10 protein-coding genes are annotated in these 13,815 nt (G+C 65.1%); 2 read left to right on the top strand and 8 right to left on the bottom strand.

Features of this window, described 5'->3' with window-relative positions; all coding sequences use genetic code 11:
• Positions 1 to 3 precede the first annotated feature (3 nt).
• The 7 genes from FQ705_RS32765 to FQ705_RS32735 all read right to left on the bottom strand — a co-directional run bounded on the left by FQ705_RS32765 (position 4) and on the right by FQ705_RS32735 (position 8,892).
• Positions 4 to 969 (bottom strand): D-2-hydroxyacid dehydrogenase, encoded by a 966-nt coding sequence (locus FQ705_RS32765; RefSeq protein WP_144149029.1) that lies wholly within the window; start codon positions 967 to 969, stop codon positions 4 to 6.
• 17 nt (positions 970 to 986) lie between these two features.
• Complete coding sequence (gene tkt, locus FQ705_RS32760; RefSeq protein ID WP_144149435.1) at positions 987 to 2,996, bottom strand: transketolase; 2,010 nt, start codon at positions 2,994 to 2,996, stop codon at positions 987 to 989.
• A gap of 155 nt (positions 2,997 to 3,151) precedes the next feature.
• Complete coding sequence (locus FQ705_RS32755; protein WP_144149028.1) at positions 3,152 to 5,011, bottom strand: TRAP transporter large permease subunit; 1,860 nt, start codon at positions 5,009 to 5,011, stop codon at positions 3,152 to 3,154.
• A gap of 4 nt (positions 5,012 to 5,015) precedes the next feature.
• Positions 5,016 to 6,059, bottom strand: a complete 1,044-nt coding sequence (locus tag FQ705_RS32750; RefSeq protein ID WP_144149026.1) for a TRAP transporter substrate-binding protein — start codon at positions 6,057 to 6,059, stop codon at positions 5,016 to 5,018.
• 136 nt (positions 6,060 to 6,195) lie between these two features.
• A complete protein-coding gene (locus FQ705_RS32745; RefSeq protein ID WP_144149024.1) occupies positions 6,196 to 6,957 on the bottom strand; it encodes an SDR family NAD(P)-dependent oxidoreductase in 762 nt (253 codons plus the stop codon).
• 94 nt (positions 6,958 to 7,051) lie between these two features.
• Positions 7,052 to 8,050: a transketolase family protein gene (locus FQ705_RS32740; protein ID WP_144149022.1), complete on the bottom strand. Its 999-nt coding sequence runs from the start codon at positions 8,048 to 8,050 to the stop codon at positions 7,052 to 7,054.
• On the bottom strand, positions 8,047 to 8,892 hold the full coding sequence (locus tag FQ705_RS32735; RefSeq protein ID WP_144149020.1) for a transketolase: 846 nt from the start codon (positions 8,890 to 8,892) through the stop codon (positions 8,047 to 8,049). The genes FQ705_RS32740 and FQ705_RS32735 overlap by 4 nt, the downstream gene beginning before the upstream one ends.
• A 135-nt stretch (positions 8,893 to 9,027) precedes the next feature.
• Here FQ705_RS32735 and gcvA point away from each other — a divergent pair, with 135 nt between their 5' ends.
• Positions 9,028 to 9,918 (top strand): transcriptional regulator GcvA, encoded by an 891-nt coding sequence (gene gcvA / locus FQ705_RS32730; protein ID WP_144149018.1) that lies wholly within the window; start codon positions 9,028 to 9,030, stop codon positions 9,916 to 9,918.
• Positions 9,919 to 9,981: 63 nt separating this feature from the next.
• Entirely contained in the window at positions 9,982 to 10,764 is a 783-nt protein-coding gene (locus tag FQ705_RS32725; protein WP_144149016.1) for an SDR family oxidoreductase, read from the top strand.
• A 13-nt stretch (positions 10,765 to 10,777) separates the two neighbouring features.
• Here the strand turns inward: FQ705_RS32725 and FQ705_RS32720 are convergent, their stop codons facing one another.
• Positions 10,778 to 13,687, bottom strand: a complete 2,910-nt coding sequence (locus FQ705_RS32720; RefSeq protein ID WP_144149014.1) for an ATP-binding protein — start codon at positions 13,685 to 13,687, stop codon at positions 10,778 to 10,780.
• Positions 13,688 to 13,815: the final 128 nt, after the last annotated feature.

Genomic DNA, 13,815 nt, shown 5'->3' with positions numbered 1-13,815 from the left:
GCTTCAGTACGCGCCGTGCACGAGATTCGTCGGCGCACCGTCGACGAAATGCTCGATGTTGTCCATCAACTGATCGGCGAGGCTCTGCTGGGCTTCGTCCGAAGCCCACGCGACATGCGGCGTCAGAATCACGTTTGGCCGGCCCGCTGCGCGCAGCAGCGGATTGTCGTCGGCGGGCGGCTCACTCGCTGTTACGTCGAAACCGGCGCCGCTGATCAGGCCTTCGTCGAGCGCCTGTACCAACGCGCGTTCATCGACCAGGCCACCGCGCGCCGTGTTGATGATCAAGGGCCGCTGCTTCATTGCGCGAAACTCGGGCATCGCGAGCATGTTGCGCGTGTGCGGTGTGAGCGGGCTGTGCACGGTGATGATGTCACTGGTCGCCAGCACTTCGTCCCACGGCGTGTACAACGGGCCCAGCCCTTCGCGGCCTTTGTGGGCGGCGAACATCGGCTGCATGCCGAAGGCCTTGGCGATTTCCGCCACGCGTTGCCCCAACACCCCTTCGCCGATGATGCCCAGGCGCGTGCCGGCCAGATCGTGAATCGGATGCGTGAAAAAGCAGAACTGTCCCGAACGCTGCCACTCGCCGGCGATCACGTCGTCGCGATAGGCCACCAGATTGCGCCGCAGCGCGAGGATCAAAGCGAAGGTGTGTTCGGGCACGGTGTTGATCGCATAGCCGCGAATATTGCTCACGGCAATGCCTAGCCGCTGGCAGGCCGCCTTGTCGACGCAATCCGTGCCGGTCGCGGCTACCGCGACGAGTTTCAGTTCGGGCAACTGTTCGAGTATCTCGCCCGTCAGCGCGACCTTGTTGGTGATCGCGATCGTGGCGCCCGCGAGGCGCTTGAGTATCTGGTCCGGCGCGGTGCGCTCATGTTCGATCAGCTGATGTTCGAAACGCGGCTCGCGTAAAACGATCTGCGGCGCAAGCGTGGAGCGGTCGAGAAAAACGATCTTATGCATGGTGCTGTCCTGGTGATTTACAGATGCCGTTTCGCTTCGGCGACGATATGCGCCGCCGTGATGCCGAAATGGTCGTACAGCGTTTCTGCGGAGGCCGACGCCCCGAAGCCCGTCATGCCGACGAAGCCGCCGCGTTCGCCGAGATAACGGTCCCAACCGAAACGCAGCGCGGCTTCCACGCCGACGCGCACCGTGCCGGGGCCGAGCACGGCGGCGCGATAGGCGGCGTCCTGTTCGTCGAAAATTTCCCAGCACGGCATGGAGACGACGGCGGTCGGAATGCCTTCCTCCTGCAACTGACGACGTGCCGCCAAAGCCAGCGCGACTTCGGAACCGGTTGCGAGCAAGGTCACCGCGCGCGCGCCCTGGTCGGCCTGCGCAAGCACGTAGGCGCCGCGTCGCGACAGGGACTCCGCGCTGTATTCGCGCCGCACCAGCGGCAACGCCTGACGCGCGAATACGAGCGTGCTCGGACCGCGCCGATGTTCGAGCGCGAGCGCCCAGCATTCGGCGGCTTCGACGGCATCGGCGGGACGCAGTACGCGCATGTTCGGCATGGCGCGCAACGAAGCGAGTATCTCGACGGGTTGATGCGTCGGGCCGTTTTTGCCGACGCCGATCGAATCGTGGCTGAACACGTAGTGCACCGGCAGGCCCATCAGCGCGGCCATGCGCATGGCGGGGCGCTGGTAGTCGGAGAAGGCCAGATAGGTGACGCTCGTCGCGATCACGCCGCCATGCGCGGCCATGCCGTTCGCCATCGCACCCATCACATGTTCGCGTACGCCGCAGTGGACGTAGGCGCCGCTGCGATCGTCTGCGGTGAAAGCGTGCAACTGGCGCTTGTGGCCCGTCGGTGCTTCGAGATCGGCGCAACCGACCATGCGTTCCGGCAACAGCGGTGCGAGCAGGTCGCTGATTTCGCCGGAGATTGCGATGCCCGGTTGCGGTTCGTCGCGCGCGAGGGCGAGCTTGCGGTAATCGTCGAGCACGTCGTGCCAGCCTGCCGGCAGTTGGCCGCATTGCACGCGCTCGAATTCGGCGCGTTGCGTCGGCGGCAATGCTGCGAGCCGCGCTTGCCATGCACGATAAGAGGAATCGCTGCGGCGTCCGGCTGCGCGCCACGCATCGAGAATCGCGGCGGGCACGTCGAAGGCGGCATGCGGCCAGCCGAGCTGGTCGCGGGCGGCGTCCGCATCGGCCTGGAACAGTTTGCCGCTATGGCCGCCACGCTGCCCTTGCAGGCGCGCGATGCCGCGGCCGATCACGGTCCTGCAGGCGATCATCGAAGGGCGCGGGTCCGCGCGGGCAATCGTCAGTGCCGCCGACACCGCTTCGAGATCGTGCCCGTCGACTTCGACGACGTGCCAGCCGGCCACGCGAAAGCGCGCGGCGACGTCTTCGCTGATCGAGAGCGCGGTGCTGCCATCGTCGGTGATCTGGTTGTCGTCCCAGCAGAGGATCAGTTTGCCTAGTTGCAGATGCCCGGCGAGCGAAATCATTTCCTGGCCGATACCTTCCTGCAGACAGCCATCGCCGACGAACGCGTACGTGTAGTGATCGACCAGTTCGCGGCCGAATTTTGCGGCGAGATACGCCTCCGCGACGGCCATGCCGAACGCGTTGGCAATGCCCTGACCCAGCGGGCCCGTGGTGGCTTCGATACCGTGCGCCGGGTCATATTCGGGGTGCCCCGCGCAATGCGAGCCGAGTTCGCGAAAGCTCCTGATCTGCTCCAGGCCGATCGCGTCATAGCCGGTGAGATATAGCAGCGCGTACAGCAGCAGCGAGCCGTGTCCGTTGGACAGCACGAAGCGGTCGCGGTCGGGCCAGGTCGGATCGGCGGGATTGAACTTGAGGTGCCGCGTGAACAGCGCGGTCGCGATTTCGGCCATGCCGAGCGGCACGCCTTGATGACCTTCGCCGGCGCGCAGAATCGCGTCGATGGAGAGAAAACGGATCGCGTCGGCGAGCGGCAAGGTGGCGGATGGCTGCGCTGTCGGGATGGCATGGGAAGCGGCAGGCATTTCTGAAGCAGTAGGCGCGACAGGCTGCGCTTCGGTCGTGGACATGGCAAAAGGCTCCTCGACGCCGTCCCGGCGAAGCGGGGCGGCGGCAATCAAAAATCAATCGGACAAGCGAAATGACTCGGGCGCGACGGCGAGGGGCACGCCTCAGCGGTTCAATGCAGGAACCCGGTCGAGATCCACGGCACCGCGGCCACCACGATCAGCCCCACCATCAACGCGGCGATGTAGCCGAGAATCGGCTTCATGCCTTCGTCCGGATGAATACGGCTGACCGCGCAGGCAGAGTAGTAGCCCACGCCGAACGGCGGCGCGAAGAGGCCCACGCCCATCGAGAGGATCACGACCATCGCGTAATGCACGTCGTGGATATGCATGGCCCGCGCGATCGGAAACATGAGCGGCCCGAACAGCACGATGGCCGGAATGCCTTCGAGCACGCTGCCGAGAATCACGAACACGCAGATCGAGGCCGCCATGAACATGGCTGCGCCGCCGGGCAAGGCGCCCAGGGTCTGTGCGAGCTGGCCGGAGAAACCGGATTGCGTCAACGCCCACGCCATGGCGGTCGCCGCGCCGATGATCAGCAGGATCGCGCCGGACAGCGTCGCGGTGTCGATCAGCATCGGCTTGAGGCGCTTCCACTCGAAGCGTCGATAGATCAGCAGGCCCGCCAGCACCGCATAGGCGATACCGATGGTGGAAACCTCGGTCGCCGTGGCGATGCCTTCGACGACCGCCGCGCGAATCACGAACGGCAAGGCGAGAGCAGGGAACGCGATCACGAGCTTGCGCAGAATCTCGCCCCGGCTCGCGCGCTTGACGCTCGACATGTCTTCGCGCCGATAACGCCATTGCACGACGATGCACAGCGTGAAGGCCAGCACGATCCCTGGCAGCATGCCACCGGTGAAAAGCGCCGAGATCGACACGCCGGTCACCGAGCCGAGCGTGATGAGCACGAGGCTCGGCGGAATCGTTTCGGTCTGCGCGCCGGTGGCGGCGAGCAAGGCGACGAGGTCGCCGGGTTTCGCGCCGCGCGCTTTCATTTCAGGGAACAGAACCGGCGCGACTGCGGCCATATCCGCGGCCTTCGAGCCCGAAATGCCCGACACCAGATACATCGCGCCGACCAGCACATACGAGAGGCCGCCGCGCACATGGCCCAGCAGGCTCGCGAGAAACGCGATCATGGCCGCGGCCATGCCGGTCATTTCGATCAGCTGGCCGAGAAACACGAAGAGCGGCACTGAAAGCAGGATCAGATGCGACATGCCTTCGTCCATCCGGCCGACCACGACCGGCATCGGCGTCGTGGTGGTCAGGGCGAGATAGCCGAAGGTGGCCAGGCCAAACGAAAACGCGATGGGCACGCCGCTCAGCACGCCGAGCGCCACGAGGCCCACGAAGAAGATCAGCAGATTGATATTGCCGAGATCGCGCAACAGCGGACCGAGTGCGATGAAGATCCCCACCAACGCGCCGACGGTAGCTACGGCGCCCAGCACGAGCCGCCAGTTGCCGACGCGTGCGAGCCGCACCACGGCGACCAGCAGCATGAGCGCCGAGCCGATCGGCAAAGCGGCCGCGCGCCACGAATTCGACAGTTCGAGCGCGGGCGTGGTGATGAACGACTCGTCTTGCGCGAAACTGATGGCCGGGCCGATCACCATGACGAGAAACGCGATCGGCGCGGCGATCGCCACCACGTCGAGAAACGCGCGCACGCGCGGCGGCGCCATGCCGACCAGCGCCGTCATCCGCATATGTTCGCCGCGTCGCAAGGCGATCACCGCGCCGAGCATGGCAAGCCACAGAAACAGCATGGAGGCCAGTTCGTCGGACCAGACCAGCGGCGCGTGCAGCAGATAGCGGCTCGTCACGCCGGCCAGCAGCACGAAGATTTCCGCGAGCACCAGCAAGGCCGCGGGAATCTCCACCAGATGCCCGAGCGCGGAGTCGAGCGCGCAGGCAAAGCGGTGCTGTGCTTCGTGCGAATAGGAGATCGTGATCATCGCGTTACCCCAGTTTTCCGACTGACTTCTCGAGCATGCCCCAGGCTTCGTCGCCGTATTTGCCTTTCCAGTCGCGATAGAAACTGGTTTTGGCCAACGCACCGCGGAAGGACTCGCGGTCGACGTCGATGAAGGTAATGCCCTTGGCTTTCAGATCGTCGCGCAAGGAACTGCTCAGCTTCGCGATGTCGGCGCGTTGCAGGACGGCGGCCTTTTCGAATTCGCGCGTGACGATCGCGCGGATATCCGCCGGCAGTCGTTCCCATGCCGCGCGGTTGCCGAGAATCCAGTATCCGTCCCACACATGCGAGGTGAGACTGATGTACTTCTGCACTTCGTACAGCTTGGCGGTGGCGATGATCGGCAGCGGATTCTCCTGGCCTTCCACCACGCCCGTTTGCAGCGCCGAATACAACTCGTTGAAATTGATCGGCGCGGGGCCGGCGTCGAGCGCCTTGAACAGCGAGGTGAGCATCGGCGCTTGCGGCACGCGAATCTTGAAGCCCTTCAGATCGGCCGGCGTGTGCAATGCGCGAGTGGACGAACTGATCTGCCGGAAACCGTTGTCCCAGACCTTGCTGACCGAGACGATGCCCGACTTGGCGATCTGCGCGCGAATGTAGTTGCCGAGATCGCCGTCCATCGCTTTCCAGACCGCGTCGTAATCCTTGAACGCAAAGCCCGTGTTGACGATACCGGCCGCCGGCGTGAGCGTCGCCAGAATCGATGAAGCCTGGTTGAAGAATTCCACGCCGCCGTTGCGCACCTGCGAGAGCAGGTCGGTGTCCGAGCCGAGCTGGTTTTGTGGAAACAGCTTGATGTCGAGGCGGCCGTTGGTCGCCTCGCGAATGTGATTGATCGCCTCCTGCGCGCGGATGTTCACCGGGTGCGTCGGGTCCTGGCCGGTGGCGAGCTTGTATGAAAACTCGGGCGCGGCCATGGCGCGTCGCGAGACGCTCCACAAAGGCACGGCGGCGGACAGCGTTGCGCCGGCTTTCAGGAAGGTGCGGCGGCTGATGCCCTGCGGGGCGTTCGAACGGGTAGTCATGGTGTCTGCCTCCAATATGGTCGGTCGTTTTATAGTTTTGAAGCTGAAGCGGCCGCACGTGTCGTTCGCCGTGCTGGCCCGCCTCTTCATCGCCGTCGACGTCCTCCCGGGCGACGGCCCGTCCTGCCGGAATGCGTCAGTGAATCAGCATGCCGCCGTTCACGTCGATCACCGCGCCGGTGATATACGACGACAGCGGCGAAGCGAGAAACAGGAAGGCCCCCGCCACATCGTCGGGCACACCCAAACGATCGAGCGGAATGCCGGCGAGAATTTCGGTGCGTTTGTCGTCGCTGATCTTGCCTGCGTTGATGTCGGTCTGGATCAGCCCCGGCGTCACGCAATTCACGCGGATGCCGTCGTTGCCGAGTTCGCGCGCCATCGCTTTGGCGAGACCCAGCACGCCGGCCTTGGCTGCCGAATAGTGCGGACCGCCGAGGATGCCGCCGCCGCGCTGCGCCGAGACCGACGACATGCAACCGATCGAGCCGCTGTGCTGTTTCTTCATCTGCGGCACGACCGCTTGCGAGAGATACAGCACGCCGCGCAGATTGACATCGAGAATGCGGTCCCAGCTGTCGGCGTCGATATCGAGCAGCTTGACGGCCTGGGTGATGCCCGCGTTATTGATCAGGATATCGATCGATCCGAAATCGGCGACCGTGCGCTCCACTGCCGCCTGGCAGGCGCCGCGATCGGTGACGTTGCAGGCATAGCCGCGATGTTGTGGACCGATGGACGCAGCGGCTTCCACCGCGGCTTGTTCGTCCAGATCGAAGATGGCAATCCGCGCGCCTTGCGCCGCGAACATGCGCGCGGTCGCCATGCCGATACCGCGCGGCGACGCACCGCCTGAAATGACGGCGACCTTGCCCTCGAGAAGACGTGACTCTGACATGATGCGGATCTCCTGAATATGAAGCTTATGGTGTGCAGCGTGGTTGGCTATGGGTGACTACGTTAGGTTCCGGTTTTTGCTGTCAATCGCGCGTTTAACGCAACCAGCCTTTGATCGTGTCGCACATCGCTTCGGTGGAAATGCCGTAGCGGTCGTGCAGCGTGGGCAGCGCGCCGGCGTCGAGAAACGCGTCGGGCAAACCGATCTGCCGGAACGGCGGCGTGACGCCATTGGTCAGCAGCACGGTGGCCACCGCTTCGCCGAGTCCGCCGATCACCGTATGGTTTTCCGCGACGACCACCAGGCGGCCCGGGCGGCGCGCTTCGCGCAGCAGCGTGACGGTGTCGAGCGGCTTGATGGTCGGCACATGCAGCACGCCTACGTCGACGCGATCGGCGGCCAGCGCCTTGGCCGTTTCCAGCGCACGCATGGTCATGATCCCGGAGGAGACGATCAGCACTTCGGCGCCATCGCGCAGCAGCTTCGCTTTGCCGATTTCGAACTGATAGTCGTATTCGTCGAGCACGACCGGCACGTTGCCGCGCAACAGGCGGGCGTAGACCGGGCCGCGATGATCGGCCATCGCGGGCACCATCTGTTCGATTTCGAGCGCGTCACACGGATCGATCACCGTGAGGTTGGGCATCGCGCGGAACAGGGCGAGGTCTTCTGCGGCCTGGTGGCTCGGGCCGTAGCCGGTCGTGAGGCCGGGCAACGCGCAAACCATCTTGACGTCGAGGTTGTCCTCGGCAATCGCCTGATGAATGAAGTCGTAGGCACGGCGCGCGGCGAACACCGCGTAGGTGGTGACGAAGGGCTGAGCGCCTTCGTGCGCCATGCCGGCGGCGGCGCCCATCAGCAGTTGCTCGGCCATGCCCATCTGATAGAACCGCTCGGGGTATTCCTTGGCGAACAGATGCAGGTCGGTGTATTTGCCGAGATCGGCGGTCATGCCGACCACCTCGGGCCGGTGCCGCGCCAGTTCGACCAGCGCATGACCGAACGGCGCGGAGCGCGTGATCTGTCCTTCGCCGGCAATCGAGGCGATCATCGCCGAAGTTTTCAGGCGGGCTTTCGGGGCGGCGGCGCTCATACGGTTCTCCCGGCTTCCAGTGCTTGCAGTGCGAGTTGCCACTCGTGCGCGTCGACGCGGATAAAGTGGTTCTTCTCGCGCGCTTCGAGAAACGGCACGCCACAACCCATGCGCGTATCGCAGACGATGATGCGCGGTTGCGCGACGAGGTGAGCGCGCGCCGCCTCGAACGCGGCCACCACGGCTGCGAGATCGTTGCCGTCCACGCGCTGCACGAACCAGCCGAACGCCTGCAGCTTCTCCACCAGCGGTTCGAACGCCATCACTTTCGAGGAAGGCCCGTCGGCCTGCTGATTGTTGACGTCGACCATCGCGATCAGGTTGTCCAGTTGCCAATGCGCGGCGGACATCAGGCCTTCCCACACCGCGCCTTCGTCGAGTTCGCCGTCCGAAAAGAGCGTGTAGACGGTGGCCTGCGAGTTCTTGCGTTTGAGTCCGAGGCAGCGGCCCACGGCGATCGTCAGACCCTGGCCTAGCGAACCGCCGGACATCTCCATGCCGGGCGTGTAGCTCGCCATGCCCGACATCGGCAGACGGCTGTCGTCGCTGCCGTAGGTTTCCAGTTCTTCGTCGGCGATGATGCCGGCCTCGATCAGCGCCGCGTACAGCGCGATCGCGTAGTGGCCGTTGGACAGCAGGAAGCGGTCGCGGCCTTCCCAGTCGGGATCGTCGGCGCGATAGCGCATTGCGTGGAAGTAGGCGACGGCGAGCACGTCGGCGATGTCGAGCGCCTGGCCGATATAGCCTTGGCCCTGTACCTCGCCCATGCGCAGCGCGTTGCGGCGAATCTGATAGGCGTGCTCCGCGAGTTCGGCGTGTAGGACGGGTTCGCTGATTTTCACTGTCTGTCTCCTGAGGGATCTCGATGCGCGGCTTTTTGATGTCGCCGCCAGTGAATCAAGCGTAATCCGCTGCTCACGCGCGCTCAAACGAATTAAGATGGCCGATAGTTGAATTGAATTCATCTTGTTGCTGCCATGCACAATCGCGTCTCTCTCAAGTCGATACAGGCTTTCGAAGCAGCCGCGCGGCTTTCGTCGTTCGCGCTCGCAGCAGAGGAACTGTTCGTCACGCCCTCGGCGATCAGCCATCAGATCAAGCTGCTCGAAGAGCAATTGAGCATTCGTCTGTTCCATCGGCTGCATCGCACGGTGCTGTTGACCGACTCGGGGCGGCATTACGCAGAGGAAATCACCTCGGCGTTCGCGCGCATCGATCTGGCCACGCGCGAAATCGGTCGCGTCGCGAAGAGCGACATCCTCACGATTCATTGCACGCCGAGCTTTGCGACGCAGTGGCTGATGCCGCGCATCGCCCGCTTCAGCGCCGCGCATCCGGATATCGACGTGCGCCTGAACGCGTCGTCGGCGGCAGTGGATCTGATTTCGGAGGCGGTCGATATCGACATCCGCTACGGGCCGCGCAAGCTGCAACCCGCCGGCACGCTGGTGCTCGACTTGCCGCCCGAGACGATCGTGCCGCTCTGCGCGCCCGCATTGATGGCGGGCGACTATCCGCTGCACAGCGTGGCGGACTTGCAGCACCATGCGTTGATTCACAGCGAAGGCTGTCTCGTGGGCTGGCGCGACTGGATGCGGCTGCATCGCAGGACGCGCGTGGATATCGGGCGCGGCCCGCGATTCGATCGCTCGTTCATGGCGCTGAGTGCGGCCGTCGACGGTCTCGGCGTGTGCCTCGAAAGCCTGTTGCTGGCGCAACGTGAACTGGAGACCGGCCAGCTGGTCGCACCGTTTGGACTGGACGGTCTCACCGTGCATGGCTATACGCTGAACCTGCTGAAGTCGCGCGCCGATTTGCCGAAGCTGCGCAGCTTCCAGGACTGGCTGTTCGTCGAACTCGAGCGCTAGGGTGGCCAGGGCGCCGCCCGCCCGCGTCGTTACCTTCGTCGTCGATTACAAGGAGTGGTGCTGATGCAGGACACACGCAGGACATCGTTATTCGATCTGAGCGGCCGCACGGCGCTCGTCACCGGGTCGGCGCGCGGCATTGGCTTCTCGCTCGCGGAAGGCCTGGCCCATGCCGGCGCACGCGTGATCGTGAACGGCACGCGCGCCGACACCGTCGAGCAAGCTGTCGGCCGTCTTGGCGCACAAGGCCTCGAAGCCCAAGGCCGGGCGTTCGATGTGACCGACGAAGCAGCCGTTGCCGAAGCATTCGAGCAATGGGACACGAAGGGCGTGCAGGTCGACATTCTGATCAACAACGCCGGCATCCAGTTTCGCAAACCGCTCGTGGAGCTCGAACTGAGCGACTGGCAGCGCGTGATCGACACCAACCTCACGAGCGCCTTCATCGTTGCTAAGCAGGCGGCGCGGCGCATGATCGGGCGAGGCACGGGCGGCAAGATCATCAATATCGGTTCGCTGACGAGCGAGGGTGCCCGCGCGACGGTCGGCGCGTACACGGCAGCGAAAGGCGGCGTCAAGATGCTGACTCGCGCGATGAGCGCCGAGTGGGCGGCGGCGAATATCCAGGCGAATGCGATCGGCCCAGGCTACATCCTCACCGACATGAACCAGGCGTTGATCGACAACGCCGCCTTCGACGCGTGGGTCAAAAGCAGCAATCCGTCGCAGCGCTGGGGCAAACCGGAGGAACTGGTGGGCACGGCGGTGTATCTGGCTTCGGCGGCGTCGAGCTATGTGAACGGCCAGATCATTTACGTGGACGGTGGCTGGCTCGCCGTGCTCTGACGTGGCGATGCGTTCACATCGCGAGCGGGTCGAGCAGGCTTTTCCACTTGCGTGCGCTGAGGTGCTGGCCTTGCCGCGAGCGCAGGGCGTCGATCATCTCGAACAGCGCCCGGATGTCGGCGGTGCCGGCCGGCGTGTCGAAGTGCAAGGCGAGGCGTTCGAGCAGATCGAGCGCCTCGTCGGCGCGGCCCTGGTCGCATAGATGCCGCGCGTTGGCCATCGAGGCACGCAGTTCCCACATGAGTGCGCCCTGGGCGCGCGACAACTCCACCGCCCTGGCAAAGCACGTGGACGCGCGTGTCAGTGATTCCTCGCACGATTCACCGGGATTCGCTCGCTGGTTGACCTCGGCATGCGCGGCGACGCCCATGGCGCGCCAGATTTCCGGCACGAAGAACATTTCGCCGTTGCGCTCGCAGACGGCCAGCGTTTGCTCAAGCAGGGCGCCGGCCTCCTCGGTGCGCCCCGTGGCCGAGAGCCCGTCCGCATAGCCAACGATATACGGCGTGATCAGCCGCCGGAAGCCACGCGACCTCAGGCTGTCGAGCGCCGCCTTCAGCCGCGGCAGCGCGCGCTCGGTCTGGCCACTGAGCAGATCGCGGTAAGCCGAAAGGCAATCGCAGTAGTCGCGCCAGACATCGAGGTGATGCAGCGCGGCCTGTGAACGCATGATCTCCAGATACGTGGCGGCGCGGCCAAGGTCGCCGGACATCAGCGCGAGCGGCGCAGCCACCGTGCCGAGCATGTGCGTGAGCGACGGCTCGAGCACGTCGGGCTGAACCCGCGCCATCAGATCGTCGACGACTTGCCGGGCTTCCTCGGGCTTGCCTTGCAGCCACGCGATGCGCGCCAGCGTCCCATTGCAATAGACCAACGGATTGACGGCGAGCTTGCCGCCATTGGGCGCAGTGTGTTCGAGTTGCGCAAAGCGTTCGCGTGCGTCCAGCAAGGCGCGCCGCGCCTCGACATGGCGACCGAGACAGTGCTGCGAAATCGCCACCAGCTGGTCGGCGAACACCGTGTGCCATGGATTGGCCTGGTCCCGCGCCAGTTGCTGGAAGCGCTGCGCGTAGGTCATGGATTCGTGGATGGCGCCGAGCGAAATCATCGTGTGCCATTGGCCCCACAGCGCGCGGGCGTGGAAGTCCACGTCGCCGCAGGTGAGCGCCATCGCGAAGACGGTCTGCCACAAGTTGGCCGCTTTCGAAATCGATCCGTGGACGTAGGGCAAAGCGGAGGCCAATGCGGCGCGCACACGCATTTCCGTGCCGGGGTCCACAGCGGCGTCGGGCAGGCGGTCGAGCACCTCGACCGCCTGGGCGGCGCGCGTGCAGCACTCGGCGAACAGACCTTCGTCGAAGAGCGCGCTGGTCAGGTTGGAGGCGAGTTCGATCCCGAGGCGCGGGTTGCCGTCGGCGGAGAAGGCCCAGTCGCAGGCGTCGCGGGCGTCGTCGAGGGTGTGGTCGAGGGCGGCAACGCGGGTGCGGCCGTCGACCAGTTGGGTCAAGCGTGTCTGGAAGCAGGTGGACAAAAAACGCGCGTGGCGCGCCGCCAGTTCGCGCCGCTCGCCCTCGGCCTGCAGCTTGTCGAGGGCGTAGGCGCGGGTGGACTCGGTCAGCCGGTACTTCGCGACCGGACCATCGAACTCGATATTGACGAGCGATTTGGCCAGTAATTCACTGATGCCGTTGATCGCGCTCGCCACCGTCAGCAGCGGGTCGCACACCACTGCGCACATCGCCTCGAAGGTGAATACGCCGCCAAATACGCCGATGCGCCTGAACAGCGAGCGCGCCCCCGGGTCCAGCAGCGCGTAGCTCCAGTCGAAGGTGGCACGCAAGGTCTGATGGCGCGGCAGCGCGGTCCGGTAGCCGCCCGCGAGAATCGCCATCCGGTCGTCGAGCCGGCGGTGCACGCCTTCGACGCCGAGCGTCGCGACGCGCGCGGCCGCCAGTTCGATCGCCAGAGGCAGGCCGTCGAGCCGCCGGCAGATTTCGCCGACCAGTTGCAGCTCCGCGCTGTCCGCGGCCACTTCGCGCTGCAAGGAGTGCGAGCGCAGAAGAAACAGATTGACGGCGGACTGCTGCAAGATTTCCGCGTCACTGGAATAGGGCGCCGGTACGTTGAGCGGATCGACCCGCAGCAGTGTCTCGGCCATGATGCGCAGCGGCTCGCGGCTGGTCACGAGCACACGCAGGGAATGGGTTCTCGCCACCAGCACCTCGACGATTTCCGCGACGTGGTCGGCTACGTGTTCGGCGTTGTCGAGCACCAGCAAGGTGGGCACGGGCGCGAAGGCCGCGGCGATCTGCTCGGCGCAGGGCGTCTCGACGGCCAGACCGCAGCTTTGCGCGATGGCGCCCAGCACGCCGGCGGCGCTGATGAGCGTGGCCAGTTCCACGAAACAGGCCGGCTCGGGATAGTCCGCCGAGGCCTGACGGGCGGTTTCGATCGCGAGACTGGTTTTGCCGATGCCGCCCGCACCTACCAGCGTGAGAACGCGCGAATGCTTGAGCAGGGCACGGATCTGCCGGACGGTGGCGTCGCGCCCGACCAGCTGGGTTTTGGGCGACGGCAACGGACGGCGCAAGGTGGCAGGCTGGGTGGTGTCGGCGCGCTCCGGCGTGGTCTTGGGCTGCCGGGTCACCAGCTGATAACCGCGGCCCGGCACGGTCAGAATCAGATTGCGGTCCGCGCCGAGTATTTTGCGCAGCGCCGAGAGATGCACCTGAATATTGTTTTCTTCGACGATGGTTTGCGGCCACACCGCATTCATCAATTCGTCTTTCGTGACGAGACGGCCGCCCGCGGACACGACCACGGCAAGAATATCGAAGGCGCGTGAGCCGACGTGCACCGGCTCGCCGTCCCGCTGCAACGTGCGCATTTCCAGATCGATTTGAAAGCGGCCTAATTCAATCATGTCGTTTTCAAGTTCCGGACAAGGAGCGTAATAGGGCGACGGCGCCGCCGGATCGCCGCCTGATGACTGCCAGTTCTCGCGCGGCGACTGCACGCTCGAACGGTCATCGTCGAGGTAATGGAAAGTAC

This window comes from Paraburkholderia sp. BCC1884, from assembly GCF_900996225.1.
Lineage (GTDB): Bacteria > Pseudomonadota > Gammaproteobacteria > Burkholderiales > Burkholderiaceae > Paraburkholderia.
The sequence above is the reverse complement of the archived record's forward strand: the minus strand, read 5'-3'. Positions and strand labels throughout refer to the sequence as shown.

Coding starts and splice junctions, on each gene's coding strand:
- FQ705_RS32750 (WP_144149026.1), bottom strand. CDS start 6,059: ATGACTACCCGTTCGAACGCCCCGCAGGGCATCAGCCGCCGCACCTTC.
- tkt (WP_144149435.1), bottom strand. CDS start 2,996: ATGCCTGCCGCTTCCCATGCCATCCCGACAGCGCAGCCATCCGCCACC.
- FQ705_RS32740 (WP_144149022.1), bottom strand. CDS start 8,050: ATGAGCGCCGCCGCCCCGAAAGCCCGCCTGAAAACTTCGGCGATGATC.
- FQ705_RS32755 (WP_144149028.1), bottom strand. CDS start 5,011: ATGATCACGATCTCCTATTCGCACGAAGCACAGCACCGCTTTGCCTGC.
- gcvA (WP_144149018.1), top strand. CDS start 9,028: ATGCACAATCGCGTCTCTCTCAAGTCGATACAGGCTTTCGAAGCAGCC.
- FQ705_RS32725 (WP_144149016.1), top strand. CDS start 9,982: ATGCAGGACACACGCAGGACATCGTTATTCGATCTGAGCGGCCGCACG.
- FQ705_RS32745 (WP_144149024.1), bottom strand. CDS start 6,957: ATGTCAGAGTCACGTCTTCTCGAGGGCAAGGTCGCCGTCATTTCAGGC.
- FQ705_RS32720 (WP_144149014.1), bottom strand. CDS start 13,687: ATGATTGAATTAGGCCGCTTTCAAATCGATCTGGAAATGCGCACGTTG.
- FQ705_RS32765 (WP_144149029.1), bottom strand. CDS start 969: ATGCATAAGATCGTTTTTCTCGACCGCTCCACGCTTGCGCCGCAGATC.